Here is a 19,574-nt window from a genome sequence, read left to right as displayed (position 1 = left end):
GATCAGCTCGCTGCCATCAAGCGCCCACACTTATCGGCTGTTAATTTTTAAAGAGCGTTTCTGCGAGGACCCGGAGGTTTCTCAGCAGCGCTGCGTTTTCAGCAGCAGAGAAACGAGATTATGAACCGTGTTTCGCAGCTCGTCAACAACTTTCTGAACCACTTCGTTGCGACTGCGGGGCTCAACTTCTTGTACCGCCAAGGCTCGCTACGACCGAACCCCGACAGCACCGCTTCCCTTCCTTCCGCGCCGCGTTTCCGTTAGCGCGAAAGAGGCGTGATTCTATGCACCCGCCCCCATCCGTGCAAGCCCTTTGTGAAGAAAGTTTGAAAAAGCCTCCGTGCGCTGACGCGCACGGAGGCTTCGGGCTCGACGAACGATGTCGCGCTGCCGGCCCGCAGGCCGTCGGCAACCTTTCCCTCTATATATAGAAGCGCGTCACTTGCCGCCCACCGCAGCCTGCAGTTGCTCGACCGGCACCACGTCGGCCATCGCCGTATAACCGGCATCGCTCGGATGGATACCGTCGCCGCTATCGTATCGGCGCTGCAGCACGCTCGGGCGCGCCGAATCGCGCAGCGCCGCGTCGAAGTCGACCACGCCGTCGAACCCGCCGCCGCTCCGGATCCACCGGTTCACCTCGAGCCGGATCGCTTCGCGCCCGGCCGGCAACGCCGCCGGCGTGAGCGTCGCGCCGAAGACCTTCACGCCCTGGCGGTGCGCCGCGTCGATCAGCCGGCGATAGCCGTCGATCAGCGACGCGGCCGTCACCTGCGTATGCGGGTGGTCGCAATCGAGCCCCGCGTGCGGCGGCATCGCCGCGAAATTGATGTCGTTGATCCCGATCAGCACGATCGCCGCCTTCACGCCCGAACGCGACAGCGCATCGCGCTCGAATCGCGACGCCAGCGAGGTGCCGTAACACGCGGAATCGCTGAGCAGCCGGTTCCCGCTGATGCCGAGATTCACGACGCCGATCGAATCGGCGCCCGACGCCATCAGCCGGCGCGCGAGCGCATCGGGCCAGCGACGGTTGCGGTTCACGCTGGAGCGCAACCCGTCGGTGATCGAATCGCCGATCGCGGCGACGCTAGCGTGCGCGGAACCCGCCTCGACGGCCAGCTCGGTCACCCATGCATATTGCGTAAAACGGGTACGGAACGCAGCCGCACCCGAATCGCTCACGTGATCGCCCGGCGTGGACACATAGTTGAACTGGTTCGACACACGATGCCAGACGGTCATCCGCTGGTTCGGCCCCATCTGGAGACTGATCGCATACGGCTGCGCGGCCGTCACGTCGATCGCCACCGGGTCGCTTTCGAGCTCCTGGCCCGGCGCGAGCGTCACCGACGCCTTGCCGCCGAACCGGACCGGCGCCGCCGCGCCGCCGGCGAGCGCCGCCCCTTCGCCGGCGCGCGCGAGGCTCGCGGCCTCGACGACCAGCGGCGCGCGACCGTATGCGTTGCTCACGCGAAGCCGCGCGGCGCGCCCGGACACGGTCGGGTAGACGATCTGGCGCACGGTCCGCCCGGCCACGTCGGGTGCGCGGTACAGCGGCGGCGGTGCGGCGAGATCGGGAATCGGCTGCAGCGCGGTCGCCCACGCGGCGACCCACCCGGCCGGCGGGGCCGACGCCGCAAACGGCGACACGAAAACGGCCGCGCCCAGCACGGCCGCGGCGAAACTGCTTCGAAATGACATCGGCAAAATCCTCATCGGAAAGCGGGCATTGTGCCGCAGAAGACGCGAGATCCACGTGCGAGGCCGCACGTGGATCGCCCGATCGCGCCCCGACGTCCCTCGTTTACCCGAGTCCCGCTGCAAATCCGCAAGAAATTTATTAACCGACCGGTCGGTTGGTTTATACTGCGCACACATTCAACCGGACGAGAGCTTTCGCCATGTACACGCAATCCCTCGACATCCCCGGCAACGTCGCGCCGCTCGACGCCGCAGCCGAGTCGCCCGAGCAGGCGCGGTTCGATGCGGTGATGGCCGCGGACGGCAAGATCGAACCGCAGGACTGGATGCCCGACGCGTATCGCAAGACGCTGGTACGCCAGATCTCGCAGCACGCGCATTCGGAAGTCGTCGGCATGCTGCCGGAAGGCAACTGGATCTCGCGCGCGCCGAGCCTGAAGCGCAAGGCGATCCTGCTCGCGAAGGTGCAGGACGAAGCCGGCCACGGCCTCTATCTGTATAGCGCGGCCGAAACACTCGGCGTATCGCGCGATTCGCTGATCGACGCGCTGCACGCCGGCAAGGCGAAATACTCGAGCATCTTCAACTACCCGACGCCGACCTGGGCCGACGTCGGCGTGATCGGCTGGCTCGTCGACGGCGCCGCGATCATGAACCAGATCCCGCTGTGCCGCTGCACGTATGGCCCGTATGCGCGCGCGATGATCCGCGTGTGCAAGGAAGAGTCGTTCCATCAGCGCCAGGGTTTCGACGCGCTGCTGTCGATGATGAAGGGCACCGACGCGCAGCGCGAGATGGTCCAGCAGGCGGTGGACCGCTGGTGGTGGCCGGTGCTGATGATGTTCGGCCCGAGCGACGCCGATTCGGTCCACAGCAGCCAGTCCGCCAAATGGGGCATCAAGCGGATCTCGAACGACGATCTGCGCCAGAAATTCGTCGACGCGACCGTCGACCAGGCGAAGGTGCTCGGCGTGACGCTGCCCGACCCCGACCTGAAATGGAACGAGGCGCGCGGCCACCACGACTACGGCACGATCGACTGGGACGAATTCTGGCGCGTGGTCAACGGCGACGGCCCGTGCAACAAGGAACGCCTCGCGACTCGCGTGAAAGCGCACGAGGACGGCGCCTGGGTGCGCGAAGCCGCGCTCGCGCACGAAGCGAAGCGCCGCGCCCGCGCCGAACAGCACGCCGCCTGAGCGGCAACCCCCGAATTCAGGAATCAGGAGAAAGCGATGAACAAGGAATGGCCGATCTGGGAAGTGTTCGTGCGCAGCAAGCAGGGCCTCGACCACAAGCATTGCGGCAGCCTGCACGCCGCCGACGCGACGATGGCGCTGCGCATGGCGCGCGACGTCTACACGCGCCGCCAGGAAGGCGTGAGCATCTGGGTGGTGCCGTCGTCGGCGATCACCGCGTCGGATCCGAGCGAGAAGGCCGAACTGTTCGAGCCGGCGGGCGACAAGATCTACCGTCACCCGACGTTCTACACGCTGCCCGACGAAGTCAACCACATGTAACGGCCGCGCCATGACGATCACGCCCGAACACCTCTCCTACGTGCTGCGCCTCGCGGACAACGCGCTGATCCTCGGTCAGCGCAACGCCGAATGGTGCGGCCACGGCCCGATCCTCGAGGAAGACATCGCGCTCACCAACATGAGCCTCGACCTCATCGGCCAGGCGCGCATGCTGTACACGCACGCGGCCGAGCTCGAGCGCCAGCTCACCGGCGCGGCGAAGACGGAAGACGATTACGCGTACTTCCGCACCGAGCGCGAATTCGCGAACTTCACGCTCGCCGAGCTGCCGCACTATGGCCCCGTCTCCGGTACCGCGCACGCCGACAAGGACTACGCGGTGACGATCGTGCGCAACTTCCTGTACGCGGCGCTGATGCTGCACGTGTGGAGCGCGCTGGAAACGTCGACCGACACGCAACTGGCCGCGATCGCCGCGAAATCGGTGAAGGAAACCCGCTATCACGTCCAGCATGCGCGCGAGTGGCTCGTGCGCCTCGGCGACGGCACCGACGAATCGCACCGCCGCGCGCAGGCCGCGCTCGACTACCTGATGCCGTACACGCGCGAATGCTTCGCCGCCGATGCGATCGACGACGCGATCGTCGCATCGGGCATCGGCCCCGCACCGGCCGCGCTCGAAGCCGCGTGGCGCGCGGAGGTGGACGACGCACTCGCCGAAGCCACGCTCGCGCTGCCGGCGCCGGTGACGCATGTGACGACCGGCAAGCAGGGCGAGCACTCGGAACACATGGGCTACCTGCTCGCCGAAATGCAGAGCCTCGCGCGCCAGCACCCCGGCGCGAACTGGTAACCGGCCCACGCCACGGAGCCCGACGATGTCCGCCCAGACCGCCGCCCCTGCCCCCGCCGCGCACCGCGACGATCCGTTGCTCGCCCGCGCGTGGGACGTGCTGGAAGCCGTGCCCGATCCGGAGATTCCGGTCGTGTCGATCCGCGAGCTCGGCATCCTGCGCGACGTCCGCCGCGCGGACGACGGCCAGCTCGAAGTCGTGATCACGCCGACCTACTCGGGCTGCCCGGCGATGTCGCAGATCGCCGAGGACATCGCCGCCGCGCTGCAGGCCGCCGATCTGCCGCCGCACCGGATCGAGACGGTGCTCGCCCCCGCGTGGACCACCGACTGGATCACGCAGGAAGCGCGCGACAAGCTGCGCGCGTACGGCATCGCGCCGCCGGTCGGCCAGTGCGGCAGCGCCGCGCCGCGGGAGAACGTCGTGCGCTTCGTGCCGCGGCCGGTTGCGGCGCCCGCCTGCCCGCGCTGCGGCTCGGCGCGCACCGAACGTCTCGCGCAATTCGCGTCCACGGCCTGCAAGGCGCTGTATCGCTGCGTCGATTGCCGCGAACCCTTCGACTACTTCAAACCCTACTGAATATGGCGACCCCGCAATTTCATCCGCTGCGTATCCGCGACGTGCGGCCCGAGACCGCCGACGCCGTGACCGTCTCGTTCGACGTGCCGCCCGAGCTGCGCGACGCATACCGCTTCACGCAGGGCCAGTTCGTCACGCTGAAGACCCACATCGACGGCGAGGAGACGCGCCGCTCGTATTCGATCTGCGTCGGCACGACGGACTACGACCGCGACGGCGAACTGCGCATCGGCATCAAGCGCGTGCGCGGCGGCCGCTTCTCGAACTTCGCGTTCGACACGCTGCAGCCCGGCCACACGATCGACGTGATGACGCCGGACGGCCGCTTCTTCACGCACCTGAACGCCGACCACGGCAAGCAGTACGTCGCGTTTTCCGGCGGCTCGGGGATCACGCCGGTGCTCGCGATCGTGAAGACGACGCTCGAGCTCGAGCCGCGCAGCACGTTCACGCTGATCTACGGCAACCGGAGCGTCGACGCGATCATGTTCGCGGAAGAGCTCGAGGACCTGAAGAACCGCTACATGAACCGCTTCGTCCTCTATCACGTGCTGTCGGACGACCTGCAGGACGTCGAGCTGTTCAACGGCGTGCTCGACCAGGCGAAATGCGCGGAATTCCTCGCGACGCTGACGCCGGCCGACGCGATCGACGAGGCGTTCATCTGCGGCCCGGCGCCGATGATGGACGCGGCCGAAGCCGCGCTGAAGGCGGCCGGCGTGCCGCAGGCGAAGGTGCACGTCGAGCGCTTCGGCACGCCGCTGCCGCAGGCCGGCGCACCGGTCGTCGAGATCACCGACCAGACGCCGGCCGCCGACCTCGAAATCGTGCTCGACGGCAAGAAGCGCAAGCTGCGTCTGCCGTACGAAGGCGTGAGCCTGCTCGACGTGGGCCTGCGCGCGGGCCTCGCGCTGCCGTACGCGTGCAAGGGCGGCGTGTGCTGCACGTGCCGCGCGAAGGTGGTCGAAGGCGAGGTGCGGATGGACAAGAACTACACGCTCGAGGAGCATGAAGTGAAGGACGGTTTCGTGCTCACGTGCCAGTGCCACCCGATCAGCGACAAGGTCGTCGTGAGCTTCGACGAGCGTTGAGCGGCGTCGGACCGTCGCGACGCACCGGTTTCTCGTCGTCACACATCTCGCTTACACTAGGGGCCGCCGGCCGGCTGGACATCGCAACGTCCGCCCGGCCGGCGGTTTTCTTTTGTTGACGACAGGCCGATGAGTACCATTCATGTGATTCAGGGCGGCACCGCCGCCGCGTCGCTGCGCGAGGCCCTTGCGCTAGCCGGACGCGACGAGCGCGTCGTCGGTTTGCTCGACGATCTCGGCGTCGGGCCGCTGAAGGGCGTCGACGAGACGCCCGACACGCGCGCCGCGTTCTGGCAGCACGTGCTCGGCGACCAGATTCCCGACTGGAACGCGGAAATCGAGGCCGAATTCGCGCGCCTCGACCAGCTCGCGATGGACACCGGCCAGGTCGTCGTGTGGCACGCGCCGAGCGTCGGCGACAAGCTGCTGCTGCGCCGGGTCGCGTATCACCTGCGCAACGTGCCGCAGCGCCTGAACGAGGTGCGGCTGTCGGCCGCCGACCTCGACGCCGCGCAACGCGCAGCGCTGTCGCGCACCGACCAGGCCTGCTCGACCGGGATGTTCTCGCCCGCGGAACTGGCGCGCAAGCGGCCGGCGGCCGCGCCCGTCTCGGTCCTGCGCATCGGCCGCCTCGCGCTCGAATGGCAGGAGGCGAAGCATCTGAACGCCGAACTGCGTTATTGGGTCAGCAACACGATCAAGAGCGGCTACTACGCCGATCTCGACGCCCTGATCGTCGCGCGCGCGGAAGCCGACTGGCAGCCCGCGCGGCGCCTCGTCGGCGGCATCATGGCCGCCGCCGACCGCGGCGGGCTGTTCGTCAGTGACGCGATCGCGTGGTGGCGCTGCCGCGAGCTCGCGGCAGCCGGCCGGCTCGAGCTGCAGGACGACGCGCCCGACGCCCTCTCTTCCACGCAGGTGCGCGCCGCCCACGCCGCCGCGCACCGCTAATCTTCCGCATTCGACCATGGCCCGAACCCGAGCGCCCGACCACGAATCCCAGCGCGAGCAGATCCTCGATCTGGCCGCCGAGAAATTCGCGCAGACGAGCTACCCGAGCACGTCGATGTCCGATCTCGCGACCGCGAGCGGCACGTCGAAGGCGCGGCTCTATCACTATTACGAGAGCAAGGAAGCGATCCTGTTCGACCTGCTCGACCGCTACACGAAACGGCTGATGCTGATCATCGCCGAGGTCGAGGGCGCGAGCCAGCGGCGCGGCCTCAGCGAGCGCGACGCGTTCGCCGAACTCGTGCGCGCGTTCCTCGCCGAGTACGAGACGTCGCACAGCCGCCATGTCGCGCTGCTCAACGACGTGAAGTATCTGGAAGATGCGCAGCGAGAAATCGTGCTCGATCGCCAGCGCGACATCGTCGCGGCGTTCACGCGGCAGCTCGCGCGCGCGTACCCGGACCGCATCTCGAAGGAGAACCAGACCTCGGTGACGATGATGGTGTTCGGGATGATCAACTGGACCTTCACGTGGCTGAAGCCGGGCGGGCGCCTCGGCTACCGCGACTTCGCCGAACAGGTGATCGACCTGATCGAGCGCGGGCTGTCGACGGCGGCCTGATTGCCGCGCAGCAGCATGCGTTGCGCGATGGGCACAGTGCGACCGCCCGCCGCGCATTTCATATGATGAATTTTAAATTCACTTAAAATCAATAACTTATAGAATGAACTAAGCGGTTTTAGAATTCTCCCTCAGCACAAATAACGTCAAATGCGGGTTTTCCCCAACCCCGCTCGGGTAAAATGCTGTTGCATTGCACAACCGGTTTGTGCACCCACACTGAGGAACCCACGATGAACACGCAATTCAACGGCCGTGCCGATGCTGTCGGCAAGGTCGGTACTGCGCCGGTTCTCGTCAGGGAACTGGCTTCCAAAGATCGTGAGCAGATGCTCACCCACTTTCTCTCGCTCGACGAAGAGGACCGCCTGCTGCGCTTCGGCCAGATGGTGCCCGACCACGTGATCGAGAACTATGTCCGCACGATCGATTTCGGTCGCGATACCGTGTTCGGCGTGTTCGACCACGACCTCGAACTGATCGGCGTCGGCCACCTGGCCTATCTGCCGGCCGAGGGCGACACGCGCACGGCCGAATTCGGCGTGTCGGTGCTCGAAAGCGCGCGCGGCCGCGGCGTCGGCTCGAAGCTGTTCGAGCGCGCGGCGATCCGCAGCCGCAACACGCACGTGACGATGCTGTATATGCACTGCCTGTCGCGTAACGCGACGATGATGCACATCGCGAAGAAGTCCGGGATGCGGATCGAGTATGCGTACGGCGAAGCCGATGCGTACCTGTCGCTGCCGCCGGCCGACCACTCGACGATCATCGCCGAGATGCTGCAGGAACAGGCCGCGGTGTTCGACTACGCGATGAAGCGCCAGGCGCGCCGCACGACGAAGTTCATCGAATCGCTGATGCCCTCCGCACTGACGGCCTGACGTCGATCACGTCGGCCAGCCGGGCCGCGCCTGCCGCGCGCCCGGCACCTTTCCTTCCCCGCCGCGCTAGCGCACCGAACGAATCGGCAACGCCGTCGTCTCCTTGAAGCAGTCGAGCGAGAAGCTCGTTTTCACGTCGATCACCGACGGGTGATGCAGCAGATGCTCCTGCACGAAGCGGGAGAAATGCGCCATGTCCTCGACCTGCACGCGCAGCAGGTAATCCATGTCCCCCGTCATCGCGTGGCACGCGACCACTTCCGGCCAGGTCTGCACGGCCGCGCGAAACAGCTCCGCGTGGGTCGCGCCCGCGCGCGCCGACGTCTCGTCGGCCCGGACCGGCGCGAGGCCGCCGCGCTTTTCGAGCCGCACGCTCACGTAGGCGAGCAAATCGAGCCCGAGCTTCTGCGGATTCAGCAGCGCGACGTAGCCGGTGATCACGCCGATTTCCTCGAGCCGCCGGATGCGCCGCAGGCACGGGCTCGGCGACAGGTTCACGCGCTCGGCGATCTCCTGGTTCGACAGGCGCCCGTTCTCCTGAAGAATCGCGAGAATTCGCCGATCGATGGCATCCAATTCGGCTTGCGCCATCTTCTGCCCTCCACTGATTATTTCGAGACTGGAAATTGCGCCATCGTAGGCGCGGGCGATTAAGTTCGCAAGTTTCCGCTCGCGGCCGCCCGCTACACTCTGTCGCATGTCTCGACTCGCCGCGCACGCTCATTGCGGGCGCGGCCGTCGACATCGAACCACGCCGGGCGCGCGCACGCCGCCCCGGCCGATCGCCCCGCACAGGAGACACGACATGCAGATCCCCACCTGGGACAACCCCGTCGGCACCGACGGCTTCGAATTCATCGAATACACGGCACCGGACCCGAAAGCACTCGGACAACTGTTCGAACGGATGGGTTTCACCGCGATCGCGCGCCACCGCCACAAAGACGTGACGGTGTACCGCCAGGGCGACATCAACTTCATCATCAACGCCGAACCCGATTCGTTCGCGCAACGCTTCGCGCGGCTGCACGGCCCGTCGATCTGCGCGATCGCGTTCCGCGTGCAGGACGCCGGCAAGGCATACCGGCACGCGCTGGAACTCGGCGCATGGGGCTTCGACAACAAGACGGGCCCGATGGAGCTGAACATCCCGGCGATCAAGGGGATCGGCGATTCGCTGATCTACTTCGTCGACCGCTGGCGCGGCAAGAACGGCGCGCAGCCGGGCGCGATCGGCGACATCAGCATCTACGACGTCGACTTCGAGCCGATTCCCGGCGCGAACCCGAACCCGGTCGGCCACGGCCTCACCTATATCGACCACCTGACGCACAACGTGCATCGCGGCCGCATGCAGGAATGGGCCGAGTTCTACGAGCGTCTGTTCAACTTCCGCGAAGTGCGCTATTTCGACATCGAAGGCAAGGTGACGGGCGTGAAGTCGAAGGCGATGACGTCGCCGTGCGGCAAGATCCGCATCCCGATCAACGAGGAAGGCTCGGACACGGCCGGCCAGATCCAGGAGTACCTCGACGCGTATCACGGCGAAGGCATCCAGCACATCGCGCTCGGCGCGAGCGACATCTACCAGGCGGTCGACGGGCTGCGCAGCAAGGAAGTGAAGCTGCTCGACACGATCGACACGTATTACGAGCTGGTCGACCGCCGCGTGCCGAACCACGGCGAATCGCTGGACGAGCTGAAGAAGCGCAAGATCCTGATCGACGGCGCGCGCGACGACCTGCTGCTGCAGATCTTCACCGAGAACCAGATCGGGCCGATCTTCTTCGAGATCATCCAGCGCAAGGGCAACCAGGGCTTCGGCGAAGGCAACTTCAAGGCGCTGTTCGAATCGATCGAACTCGACCAGATCCGCCGCGGCGTCGTGCAGGACAAGGCCTGACGCTTGCGCCGCGCGGCGGCGGCTGGCTCCGGGCAACCGGGCCGGGGCGGCTGCACGATCCGGCGGCACAAAGAAAAAGGGCGGGAATCCGAGGATTCCCGCCCTTTTTGCATGCCGGCGCAGCCCGCAGGCCGCGCGATCGCATCAACGCACGCTCGCCTTCGACTCGGCTGCACGCTCGGCCGACGGCTGGGCTGCGGCGCCCTGAGCCGGCACGATCTGCTGCATCTGCGCGCCGGCTGCCGCCAGTGCGCTCGCGCCTCGCGCGTGCACCGGGCCGGTCATCGAGAAAAACGCGGCGGACACGATCAGGAAACTCTGGATATGACGTGTGTTCATTGCACCTCCTGTAAAACTGCCGGCGCCTCCCCGACTGCGTCGGAACGAACCCACGCGGCCGGGCACCTCCGGCAGGCCGACAAGATTAACGGCATTTGCCGGCAGATCAACGCGGCTTTACATGCTTTTACATGATGTAACGCATCATCTCGCCCTGTTTCTCAATGCGCGGCCGCCCGCCTCCCCCGCGTTGCGACCGATGGGCGGCGGGTTTGCCCCAGTGCTACCATCGCTTAAAACCGGCGAACATGCCGGCCACTGCAGACGCGTCCAAAAGATGCCGACGCAACCGAAGTTTTGGTGATCCCAGACCGGGTGGAGGAGACAGTTAATGAATGCCCCGCTAGACGCAGACCAACGCGCGTCGCTAGAAGCCGCGCTGAAGTCCGTCACGCTTGACGACAAATACACGCTCGAACGCGGCCGCGCGTACATGAGCGGCATCCAGGCGCTCGTGCGCCTGCCGATGCTCCAGCAGGAACGCGACCGCGCCGCCGGTCTCAATACGGCCGGCTTCATCTCCGGCTACCGCGGCTCGCCGCTCGGCGGCCTCGATCTGTCGCTGTGGAAAGCCAAGCAGCACCTGGCCGCCCACCAGATCGTCTTCCAGCCCGGCCTCAACGAAGATCTCGCCGCCACCGCCGTGTGGGGCTCCCAGCAAGTGAACCTGTACCCCGGCGCGAAACACGACGGCGTGTTCGGCATGTGGTACGGCAAGGGCCCGGGCGTCGACCGCACCGGCGACGTCTTCAAGCACGCGAACTCGGCCGGCTCGTCGCAGCACGGCGGCGTGCTGGTGCTCGCCGGCGACGACCACGCGGCGAAATCGTCGACGCTCGCGCACCAGTCCGAACACATCTTCAAGGCCTGCGGGCTGCCGGTGCTGTTCCCGTCGAACGTGCAGGAATATCTCGATTTCGGCCTGCACGGCTGGGCGATGAGCCGCTACTCGGGCCTGTGGGTCGCGCTCAAGTGCGTGACGGACGTGGTCGAATCGTCGGCCTCGGTCGACATCGACCCGCATCGTACCGAGATCGTGCTGCCGACCGATTTCATCCTGCCGGAAGGCGGGCTGAACATCCGCTGGCCCGACCCGCCGCTCGTGCAGGAAGCGCGGCTGCTCGACTACAAGTGGTACGCGGCGCTCGCCTATGTGCGTGCGAACAAGCTCGACCGGATCGAGATCGATTCGCCGCATGCGCGCTTCGGGATCATGACCGGCGGCAAGGCGTACCTCGACGTGCGCCAGGCGCTGATCGACCTCGGCCTCGACGACGAAACCTGCGCGCGGATCGGCATCCGGCTCTACAAGGTCGGCTGCGTGTGGCCGCTCGAAGCGCAGGGCGCGCAGGCGTTCGCGCGCGGCCTCGACGAAATCCTGGTGGTCGAGGAAAAGCGCCAGATCCTCGAATACGCGATCAAGGAAGAGCTGTACAACTGGCCCGACGGGCAACGCCCGCGCGTGTTCGGCAAGTTCGACGAGAAGGACGGCGCCGGCGGCGAATGGTCGGTGCCGATGGGCAACTGGCTGCTGCCCGCGCACTACGAGCTGTCGCCCGCGATCATCGCGAAGGCGATCGCGACGCGGCTCGACAAGTTCGAATTGCCGTCCGACGTGCGCGCGCGCATCGCCGCACGGCTCGCGGTGATCAACGCGAAGGAAATGGCGCTCGCGAAGCCGCACGTGCAGACCGAGCGCAAGCCGTGGTTCTGCTCGGGCTGCCCGCACAACACGTCGACCAACGTGCCGGAAGGCTCGCGTGCGATCGCCGGCATCGGTTGCCACTACATGACCGTGTGGATGGATCGCAGCACGAGCACGTTCAGCCAGATGGGCGGCGAAGGCGTGCCGTGGATCGGCCAGGCGCCGTTCACCGAAGAAAAGCACGTGTTCGCGAACCTCGGCGATGGCACCTATTTCCACTCGGGCCTGCTGGCGGTGCGCGCGGCGATTTCGTCGAAGGCGAACATCACCTACAAGATCCTCTACAACGACGCGGTCGCGATGACCGGCGGCCAGCCGGTCGACGGCGTGCTGACGGTGCCGCAGATCACGCACCAGCTCGCGTCCGAAGGCGCGAAGAAGATCGTGATCGTCACCGACGAGCCGGAGAAGTACGACAGCCAGAAGGCGCTGCTCGCGCCGGGCGTGACGATCCATCATCGCGATCAGCTCGACGACGTGCAGCGCGAGCTGCGCGAGATCGAAGGCACGACGATCCTGATCTACGACCAGACCTGCGCGACCGAGAAGCGCCGCCGCCGCAAGCGCGGCACGTATCCGGATCCGGCCAAGCGCGTCGTGATCAACGACGCGGTGTGCGAAGGCTGCGGCGACTGCTCGGTGCAGTCGAACTGCCTGTCGGTCGAGCCGCTCGAAACCGAATTCGGCACGAAGCGCCAGATCAATCAGTCGAGCTGCAACAAGGACTTTTCGTGCGTGAAGGGCTTCTGCCCGAGCTTCGTCACGGTCGAGGGCGGCCAGTTGAAGAAGCCGAAGGCGGTGGCGGTCGACGGCGGTGCGCTGCCGCCGATTCCCGAACCGACGCTGCCGGACATCGACCGCGCGTACGGCGTGCTCGTCACCGGCGTGGGCGGTACGGGCGTCGTCACGATCGGCGCGCTGCTCGGGATGGCCGCGCACCTCGAGAACAAGGGCGTGACCGTGCTCGATGTCACCGGCCTCGCGCAGAAAGGTGGCGCGGTGATGAGCCACGTGCAGATCTCGCACGCGCCGACCGACATCCATGCCACGCGGATCGCGATGGGCGAAGCCGATCTCGTGATCGGCTGCGACGCGATCGTCACGGCCGGCGACGAATGCACGTCGCGGATGCGTCACGACACGACGCGCGTGGTCGTCAACAGCGCGCAGACGCCGACCGCCGAGTTCATCAAGAACCCGAACTGGGCGTTCCCCGGCGTGTCCGCCGAGAACGACATCCGTGCGGCGGCAGGCGTTGCGGTCGACTTCATCGACGCGAACCGCTTCGCGGTCGCGCTGCTCGGCGACGCGATCTACACGAACCCGTTCGTGCTCGGCTACGCGTGGCAGAAGGGCTGGCTGCCGCTGACGCTCGCGTCGCTCGAACGCGCGATCGAGCTGAACGCGGTGTCGGTCGACAAGAACCGCGCGGCGTTCGACTGGGGCCGCCGCGCCGCGTACGACCTGGCCAGCGTGAAGCAAGCCGCGGCCGGCGACGCCCGCCCCGCGCAAGGCGCGACGGTGATCTCGCTGCACACGAAGAAGGCGGTCGACGCGCTGATCGCGAAGCGCGTGGAATTCCTGACCGCGTACCAAAACGCCGCGTACGCGTCGCGCTATGCGGCATTCGTCGACAAAGTGCGCGCCGCCGAACGCGCGCTGGCGGACGGCGACACCGCGCAGGAGCCGCTGACCGAAGCGGTCGCGCGCAACCTGTTCAAGCTGATGGCGTACAAGGACGAATACGAGGTCGCGCGGCTGCAGTCCGATCCCGCGTTCCTCGCGCGCCTCACCGCGCAGTTCGAAGGCGACTGGAAGCTGAAATTCCACCTCGCGCCGCCGCTGTTCGCGAAGACCGACGCCCACGGCCATCTCGTGAAGAAGGCGTATGGCCCGTGGATGATGTCGGCGTTCCGGCTGCTCGCGAAGGCGAAGTTCCTGCGCGGCACGGGGCTCGATCCGTTCGGCCGCACTGCGGAGCGCCGCACCGAGCGCGCGCTGATCGGCGAGTACGAAGCGCTGATCGGCGAGCTGCTGGCCAAGCTGAACGCGGCCAACCGCCCGCTCGCGCTCGAGCTCGCGGTGCTGCCGGACGGCATTCGCGGCTACGGCCACGTGAAGGAGAACAACCTGCGCGCGGTACGGCAGAAGTGGGACACGCTGCTCGCGAAGTGGCGTTCGCCGGCAGGCGGGCAGTCGCAGCAGCAGGTCGCGTAAGCAACGGCGCGCGCGGCGGGTGGTCGCGGTCCGGACGATTCTGCTCCGGACGCGCCGCCGCCCCTTACGGTTCACGCAAAAAAAACGCCACGGAACGCAGGTTCCGTGGCGTTTTTCATTGCGCCGCGCGTGACGCGCGGCACACGCGGGCGTGGACTTACTTCGTGTTCACGTTCGCGGCGGCAACGGCCGTCATGTTGATGATCCGGCGCACGGTCGCGGCCGGCGTCAGGATGTGGACCGGCTTGGCCGCGCCGAGCAGGAACGGGCCGACCGTCACGCCTTCGCCGCCGACCATCTTCAGCAGGTTGTACGCGATGTTCGCCGCTTCGACGTTCGGCATGATCAGCAGGTTCGCTTCGCCCGACAGCGTCGTGCCCGGGAACGCCTGCTTGCGGATCAGTTCCGACAGCGCCGCGTCGCCGTGCATTTCGCCGTCGACTTCGAGGTTCGGCGCACGTTCGACGATCAGCTTGCGGGCCTCGGCCATCCGGCGCGACGACGCCGACGGCGCGCTGCCGAAGTTCGAGTTCGACAGCAGCGCGGCCTTCGGCGTGATGCCGAAGCGTTCGATCTCGGCCGCGGCCTGGATCGTCATGTCGGCGAGCTGTTCGGCGCTCGGCAGCTCGTTCACGTACGTGTCGCACACGAACAGGTTGCGGCCCGGCAGCATCAGCAGGTTCATCGCGGCGAAGTGCTCGGCGCCCTTCGCGCGGCCCAGCACCTGCTCGATGAACTTCAGGTGGCTGTGGAACGTGTCGATCATCCCGCAGATCATCCCGTCCGCGTCGCCCAGGTGCACGAGCATCGCGCCGATCAGCGTGTTGAACTTGCGCATCGCGGCCTTCGCGACTTCCGGCGTGACGCCGTCGCGCGCGCCGATCTCCTGATACGCCTGCCAGTAGCGGTGGTAGCGCGCGTCATCTTCCGGATCGACGATCTCGAAATCGGTGCCGGCCTTCAGCTTCGAGCCGATCTTCGCGAGGCGCATGTCGACGACCGACGGACGGCCGATGATGATCGGCTTCGCGATCTTTTCCAGCAGCACGAACTGCGCGGCGCGCAGCACGCGCTCGTCCTCGCCCTCGGCGAACACGATGCGGGCTTCCTTCTGCTTCGCGGTCGCGAACACCGGGCGCATCACCATGCCGGTGCGGTAGACGGTCGCGCCGAGCTGCTCGCGGTACGCGTCCATGTCCTGGATCGGGCGCGTGGCGACGCCCGAATCCATCGCGGCTTGAGCGACGGCCGGCGCGATCTTGATGATCAGGCGCGGGTCGAACGGCTTCGGAATCAGGTAGTCCGGCCCGAATTCGAGCGAATGGCCTTCATACGCCTTCGCGACTTCCTCGCTCTGGTCGGTTTCCTGGGCCAGCTCGGCGATCGCGCGCACGCACGCGAGCTTCATTTCTTCCGTGATCGTCGTCGCGCCGACGTCGAGCGCGCCGCGGAAGATGAACGGAAAGCACAGCACGTTGTTGACCTGGTTCGGGTAGTCCGAACGGCCGGTCGCGACGATCGCGTCCGGGCGCACGGCCTTCGCGTCTTCCGGGCGGATTTCCGGTTCCGGGTTCGCGAGCGCCAGGATCAGCGGGCGCTCGCCCATCGTCTTGACCATGTCCTGCTTCAGCACGCCCGCGCTCGAGCAGCCGAGGAACACGTCCGCGCCGACGATCGCGTCGGCGAGCGTGCGCGCGTCGGTGTTCGCCGCATAGCGCTGCTTCGACGGATCGAGGTTGCCGCGCCCTTCGTAGATCACGCCCTTCGAATCGGTGACGAGGATGTTCGACTTCGTCAGGCCGAGGTTCACCAGCAGGTCCAGACACGCGATCGCTGCGGCGCCCGCGCCCGAACACACGAGCTTCACTTCCGACAGCTGCTTGCCGACGACCTTCAGGCCGTTCAGGATCGCGGCCGACGCGATGATCGCGGTGCCGTGCTGGTCGTCGTGGAAGACCGGGATCTTCATGCGCTCGCGCAGCTTCTGCTCGATGTAGAAGCATTCCGGCGCCTTGATGTCCTCGAGGTTGATGCCGCCGAGCGTCGGCTCGAGCATCGCGATCGCCTCGACGAGCTTGTCAGGGTCGGACTCCGACAGTTCGATGTCGAACACGTCGATGCCCGCGAATTTCTTGAAGAGGCAGCCCTTGCCTTCCATCACCGGCTTCGCGGCGAGCGGGCCGATGTTGCCGAGACCGAGCACGGCCGTGCCGTTCGTGATGACGCCGACGAGGTTGCCGCGCGACGTGTACTTCTGCGCGTCGAGCGGATCGGCGTGGATCGCCTCGCACGCGGCGGCGACGCCCGGCGAATACGCGAGCGACAGATCGAGCTGGTTCGACAGCGGCTTGGTCGGGGTGACCGAAATCTTGCCGGGTTTCGGGTTCAGGTGATAAGCGAGAGCGGCCTGCTTCAGTTGTTCGTCCATGATTGACCTGCGAGAGACATGCGAAATATTGACGACTCAGTACACAGCACCTTCGGCCGCGTCTGCTTGAATCGAGGGGATGGTCGACTGCGAGACGGCCCGCGACGCGCCGGATGGGCACGCCAGCGAACCTTGGCGGGTGGCAAGAGGAAAGTACAAAGTACTGAACGATTTCTTAGGGTCGCCTAGTGTACACCCCCTAAATGACCTCCGTTGGTGCACCGCCGCATCCCCGGCATCAGGATCGGACGGGTCGCGCCCCGTTTGTTTCGCCGGTGGTGCGCGGTGCGGCGGCACGCGCGAATTCCGCCGAAAACCGGCCTGGATCGGGTAAAATAGCGGGCTACGCGCGCAGCGATGCGATTGGTCCGCCGATCGCGCCCCGGCCCTTCGGGCAGGTTCCCCTTGCTGCGCCACCGGGCCCGCGCCCGCTCTTCGCTCATCACCCAAGGAATGCCCATGACAGGCTACGATCGTCAGTCGATCTCGGATACGACCGCCAAAATCCTGCTCGAAGTGCAGGCGGTGCACTTCAATGCCGAAAAACCGTTCATCTTCACGTCCGGCTGGGCAAGCCCCGTCTATATCGACTGCCGCAAGCTGATCTCGTATCCGCGCGTGCGCCGTGCGCTGATGGAAATGGCGGAAACCACGATCACGCGCGACATCGGCTTCGAGCAGATCGACGCGGTGGCGGGCGGCGAGACGGCCGGCATTCCGTTCGCGGCATGGATCGCGGACCGCATGATGGTGCCGATGCAGTACGTGCGCAAGAAGCCGAAGGGTTTCGGCCGCAACGCGCAGATCGAAGGCCATCTGGAAGAAGGCTCGCGCGTGCTGCTGGTGGAAGACCTGACGACCGACAGCCGCAGCAAGATCAACTTCGTCAACGCGCTGCGCACCGCGGGCGCGACGGTGAACCACTGCTTCGTGCTGTTCCACTACGACATCTTCAAGGAAAGCGTGTCGGTCCTGAAGGACATCGACGTCGACCTGCATGCGCTCGCCACGTGGTGGGACGTGCTGCGCGTCGCGAAGGCCTCGGGCTACTTCGAGACGAAGACGCTCGACGAAGTCGAGAAATTCCTGCACGCACCGGCCGAATGGTCGGCCGCGCACGGCGGCGCGACGGCCCCGAAGGAATGACGCCACGCCGGCGCACGCGCCGGCACGCTGGCTGAAGAGCCGCCTGCTTCATCGCAGGCGGCTTTTTTTCGTCCGTCGACCGGCGCGCCGACCGATCGCAATCGCGGGCGCCGGCGTGCGTCGCTCATCGAACCCTAATGCTAGACTTGATCCATCGTCGCCATCGGCGGCGCGGGCAACACACAACGCCAACAACGCCGGGCAGCTCGGCCCGGCCCACGTGACGGGAGAAGCGCCATATGCGTGTGGATCGCCGGATCACTCCGCCTGCGCCATCGGGTCGCCCGTCTCCGTTCCTCCTCCCCGCCCTCCTGTGCGCCGCCGTCTTCGCAGCGCTGCCCGCCCATGCGGAAGGCCCGTTCACCGTGACGAGCGACGACCTGACGCCCGGCGCGCGCGTGCGGGCCGCGAACGTGTTCGACCGCGGCGACTGCAAAGGCGGAAACCGCTCGCCGCAACTCACGTGGCACAACCCGCCGCCCGGCACGCGCGGCTACGCGGTCACGATCTTCGATCCCGATGCGCCCGGGCATGGCTGGTGGCACTGGGCCGTCGCGGGCATCCCGGCGACCGTCACGAGCCTGCCGGCCGACGCGAGCGCATCCGGCTTCCTGCGCCGCATCGGCGCGAGCGAGGCGCGCAACGATTTCGGGACCGACGGCTACGGCGGCCCGTGCCCGCCGCCCGGCAAGCCGCATCGCTACGTGATCACCGTCTACGCGCTGAAAGGCACCGACCTGCGCGTCTCGCAGGGCCGCCCCGCGCCGATGTTCGAGCACGAGATCGGCACGCTCGCGATCGGCAGCGCGCAACTCACGGTCAATTACGGGCAGTAGCCGCGCCGCGTCCCGCCCGGCGGCAGCGCCGCGATTGCCGGCCGCCGCGCATTTCAGTGCGCCGCGCGCGCACGTCGTGTCGTCATTTCGGCTTGCTAGACTCGTCGGCACCGGTCGCGGCATGAGCTCATGAGCTGCCGCCCGACCGTCGCGCCGCCTGCCGGCGACGCATGACGCGGCGAGCCGCGGCGGCCCGCCGTTCCCGTCCCTTTCCGGAGAACGCTTCATGTCGAACATCGTCATCGTCTATCACAGCGGCTACGGTCACACGCAGAAACTGGCCGAGGCCGTGCATGCCGGCGCGCAGGATGCCGGCGCGAACGTGCGCCTGATCGCCGTCGGCGACCTCGACGACGCAGGCTGGGCCGCGCTCGACGCAGCCGACGCGATCGTCTTCGGCGCGCCGACCTACATGGGCGGCCCGTCGGCGCAGTTCAAGCAATTCGCCGATGCCACGTCGAAAGCGTGGTTCACGCAGAAGTGGAAGGACAAGATCGCCGCGGGCTTCACGAACTCGGCGACGATGAACGGCGACAAGTTCTCGACGATTCAATATTTCGTCACGCTGGCGATGCAGCATGGGATGGTGTGGGTCGGCACGAGCCTGATGCCGGCGAACTCGAAGGCGGCCACGCGCAACGACATCAACTACCTCGGCGGCTCGACGGGCCTGCTCGCGCAGTCGCCGGCCGATGCGACGCCCGACGAAGGGCCGCTGCCGGGCGACCTCGAAACCGGCAAGGCATTCGGCCGGCGCGTGGCCGAAGCGACCGCCCGCTGGGACGCCGGCGCCCGCTGAGCACGCCCTCTCCCGCGGCCCGCGCGCGTACCGGCGGG

The 19,574-nt window shown here is 67.0% G+C and carries 17 protein-coding genes; 13 read left to right on the top strand and 4 right to left on the bottom strand.

The features are described 5' to 3' along the window. Window positions 1-438: 438 nt before the first annotated feature. Window positions 439-1,704, bottom strand: coding sequence for an SGNH/GDSL hydrolase family protein (locus HWX14_RS33035; protein WP_175886346.1), 1,266 nt, complete (start codon window positions 1,702-1,704; stop codon window positions 439-441). A 200-nt stretch (window positions 1,705-1,904) separates the two neighbouring features. Here HWX14_RS33035 and paaA point away from each other — a divergent pair, with 200 nt between their 5' ends. The 8 genes from paaA to HWX14_RS32995 all read left to right on the top strand — a co-directional run bounded on the left by paaA (window position 1,905) and on the right by HWX14_RS32995 (window position 8,163). Beyond that, window positions 1,905-2,903: a 1,2-phenylacetyl-CoA epoxidase subunit PaaA gene (paaA, locus tag HWX14_RS33030; protein WP_175886345.1), complete on the top strand. Its 999-nt coding sequence runs from the start codon at window positions 1,905-1,907 to the stop codon at window positions 2,901-2,903. 36 nt (window positions 2,904-2,939) lie between these two features. Beyond that, window positions 2,940-3,224, top strand: a complete 285-nt coding sequence (gene paaB / locus HWX14_RS33025; protein WP_006482881.1) for a 1,2-phenylacetyl-CoA epoxidase subunit PaaB — start codon at window positions 2,940-2,942, stop codon at window positions 3,222-3,224. 10 nt (window positions 3,225-3,234) lie between these two features. After that, window positions 3,235-4,038 (top strand): 1,2-phenylacetyl-CoA epoxidase subunit PaaC, encoded by an 804-nt coding sequence (paaC, locus tag HWX14_RS33020; protein ID WP_175886344.1) that lies wholly within the window; start codon window positions 3,235-3,237, stop codon window positions 4,036-4,038. 25 nt (window positions 4,039-4,063) lie between these two features. Then, window positions 4,064-4,618, top strand: a complete 555-nt coding sequence (gene paaD / locus HWX14_RS33015; protein ID WP_175886343.1) for a 1,2-phenylacetyl-CoA epoxidase subunit PaaD — start codon at window positions 4,064-4,066, stop codon at window positions 4,616-4,618. 2 nt (window positions 4,619-4,620) lie between these two features. Beyond that, on the top strand, window positions 4,621-5,709 hold the full coding sequence (gene paaE, locus HWX14_RS33010) for a 1,2-phenylacetyl-CoA epoxidase subunit PaaE (protein WP_175886342.1): 1,089 nt from the start codon (window positions 4,621-4,623) through the stop codon (window positions 5,707-5,709). A gap of 129 nt (window positions 5,710-5,838) precedes the next feature. Then, a complete protein-coding gene (locus tag HWX14_RS33005) occupies window positions 5,839-6,660 on the top strand; it encodes a DUF1835 domain-containing protein (protein WP_175886341.1) in 822 nt (273 codons plus the stop codon). Window positions 6,661-6,676: 16 nt separating this feature from the next. After that, the gene (locus tag HWX14_RS33000; protein ID WP_006482923.1) at window positions 6,677-7,282 is read left to right on the top strand and encodes a TetR/AcrR family transcriptional regulator; all 606 of its coding nucleotides are present in this window, start codon (window positions 6,677-6,679) and stop codon (window positions 7,280-7,282) included. 233 nt (window positions 7,283-7,515) lie between these two features. Then, on the top strand, window positions 7,516-8,163 hold the full coding sequence (locus HWX14_RS32995; protein ID WP_060966382.1) for a GNAT family protein: 648 nt from the start codon (window positions 7,516-7,518) through the stop codon (window positions 8,161-8,163). 66 nt (window positions 8,164-8,229) lie between these two features. Here HWX14_RS32995 and HWX14_RS32990 read toward each other — a convergent pair whose 3' ends face one another. Next, window positions 8,230-8,754 carry an Lrp/AsnC family transcriptional regulator gene (locus HWX14_RS32990; protein WP_040143005.1) on the bottom strand — a complete coding sequence of 175 codons (525 nt, stop codon included), beginning with the start codon at window positions 8,752-8,754 and terminating at the stop codon, window positions 8,230-8,232. 214 nt (window positions 8,755-8,968) lie between these two features. On the opposite strand from HWX14_RS32990, the gene hppD reads away from it, so the two are divergent. Further along, entirely contained in the window at window positions 8,969-10,066 is a 1,098-nt protein-coding gene (gene hppD, locus HWX14_RS32985; protein WP_175886340.1) for a 4-hydroxyphenylpyruvate dioxygenase, read from the top strand. A 144-nt stretch (window positions 10,067-10,210) separates the two neighbouring features. On the opposite strand, the gene HWX14_RS32980 is transcribed toward hppD, so the two are convergent. Continuing rightward, window positions 10,211-10,405, bottom strand: a complete 195-nt coding sequence (locus HWX14_RS32980) for a hypothetical protein (protein ID WP_012327745.1) — start codon at window positions 10,403-10,405, stop codon at window positions 10,211-10,213. 331 nt (window positions 10,406-10,736) lie between these two features. On the opposite strand from HWX14_RS32980, the gene HWX14_RS32975 reads away from it, so the two are divergent. Continuing rightward, window positions 10,737-14,327 (top strand): indolepyruvate ferredoxin oxidoreductase family protein, encoded by a 3,591-nt coding sequence (locus tag HWX14_RS32975; protein ID WP_175886339.1) that lies wholly within the window; start codon window positions 10,737-10,739, stop codon window positions 14,325-14,327. Between the two features lie 157 nt (window positions 14,328-14,484). Here HWX14_RS32975 and HWX14_RS32970 read toward each other — a convergent pair whose 3' ends face one another. Further along, window positions 14,485-16,755, bottom strand: coding sequence for an NADP-dependent malic enzyme (locus HWX14_RS32970; RefSeq protein ID WP_175886338.1), 2,271 nt, complete (start codon window positions 16,753-16,755; stop codon window positions 14,485-14,487). A gap of 459 nt (window positions 16,756-17,214) precedes the next feature. On the opposite strand from HWX14_RS32970, the gene HWX14_RS32965 reads away from it, so the two are divergent. The 3 genes from HWX14_RS32965 to HWX14_RS32955 all read left to right on the top strand — a co-directional run bounded on the left by HWX14_RS32965 (window position 17,215) and on the right by HWX14_RS32955 (window position 19,536). Beyond that, window positions 17,215-17,901, top strand: a complete 687-nt coding sequence (locus tag HWX14_RS32965) for an orotate phosphoribosyltransferase (RefSeq protein ID WP_011546659.1) — start codon at window positions 17,215-17,217, stop codon at window positions 17,899-17,901. Between the two features lie 239 nt (window positions 17,902-18,140). Then, a complete protein-coding gene (locus HWX14_RS32960) occupies window positions 18,141-18,737 on the top strand; it encodes a YbhB/YbcL family Raf kinase inhibitor-like protein (protein WP_175886337.1) in 597 nt (198 codons plus the stop codon). A gap of 226 nt (window positions 18,738-18,963) precedes the next feature. Further along, on the top strand, window positions 18,964-19,536 hold the full coding sequence (locus HWX14_RS32955) for a flavodoxin family protein (RefSeq protein ID WP_011546661.1): 573 nt from the start codon (window positions 18,964-18,966) through the stop codon (window positions 19,534-19,536). Window positions 19,537-19,574 lie beyond the last annotated feature (38 nt).

The sequence above is a fragment of the Burkholderia sp. BCC0044 genome (genome assembly GCF_902832955.1).
In the GTDB taxonomy this organism is placed as follows: domain Bacteria; phylum Pseudomonadota; class Gammaproteobacteria; order Burkholderiales; family Burkholderiaceae; genus Burkholderia.
This window is presented reverse-complemented; position numbering and strand designations above follow the sequence as displayed.

Coding starts and splice junctions, on each gene's coding strand:
- HWX14_RS32990 (WP_040143005.1), bottom strand. CDS start 8,754: ATGGCGCAAGCCGAATTGGATGCCATCGATCGGCGAATTCTCGCGATT.
- paaA (WP_175886345.1), top strand. CDS start 1,905: ATGTACACGCAATCCCTCGACATCCCCGGCAACGTCGCGCCGCTCGAC.
- HWX14_RS32995 (WP_060966382.1), top strand. CDS start 7,516: ATGAACACGCAATTCAACGGCCGTGCCGATGCTGTCGGCAAGGTCGGT.
- HWX14_RS32975 (WP_175886339.1), top strand. CDS start 10,737: ATGAATGCCCCGCTAGACGCAGACCAACGCGCGTCGCTAGAAGCCGCG.
- paaC (WP_175886344.1), top strand. CDS start 3,235: ATGACGATCACGCCCGAACACCTCTCCTACGTGCTGCGCCTCGCGGAC.
- HWX14_RS32965 (WP_011546659.1), top strand. CDS start 17,215: ATGACAGGCTACGATCGTCAGTCGATCTCGGATACGACCGCCAAAATC.
- HWX14_RS33005 (WP_175886341.1), top strand. CDS start 5,839: ATGAGTACCATTCATGTGATTCAGGGCGGCACCGCCGCCGCGTCGCTG.
- paaE (WP_175886342.1), top strand. CDS start 4,621: ATGGCGACCCCGCAATTTCATCCGCTGCGTATCCGCGACGTGCGGCCC.
- paaB (WP_006482881.1), top strand. CDS start 2,940: ATGAACAAGGAATGGCCGATCTGGGAAGTGTTCGTGCGCAGCAAGCAG.
- paaD (WP_175886343.1), top strand. CDS start 4,064: ATGTCCGCCCAGACCGCCGCCCCTGCCCCCGCCGCGCACCGCGACGAT.
- HWX14_RS33000 (WP_006482923.1), top strand. CDS start 6,677: ATGGCCCGAACCCGAGCGCCCGACCACGAATCCCAGCGCGAGCAGATC.
- HWX14_RS32970 (WP_175886338.1), bottom strand. CDS start 16,755: ATGGACGAACAACTGAAGCAGGCCGCTCTCGCTTATCACCTGAACCCG.
- HWX14_RS32960 (WP_175886337.1), top strand. CDS start 18,141: ATGCGTGTGGATCGCCGGATCACTCCGCCTGCGCCATCGGGTCGCCCG.
- HWX14_RS32980 (WP_012327745.1), bottom strand. CDS start 10,405: ATGAACACACGTCATATCCAGAGTTTCCTGATCGTGTCCGCCGCGTTT.
- HWX14_RS32955 (WP_011546661.1), top strand. CDS start 18,964: ATGTCGAACATCGTCATCGTCTATCACAGCGGCTACGGTCACACGCAG.
- HWX14_RS33035 (WP_175886346.1), bottom strand. CDS start 1,704: ATGTCATTTCGAAGCAGTTTCGCCGCGGCCGTGCTGGGCGCGGCCGTT.
- hppD (WP_175886340.1), top strand. CDS start 8,969: ATGCAGATCCCCACCTGGGACAACCCCGTCGGCACCGACGGCTTCGAA.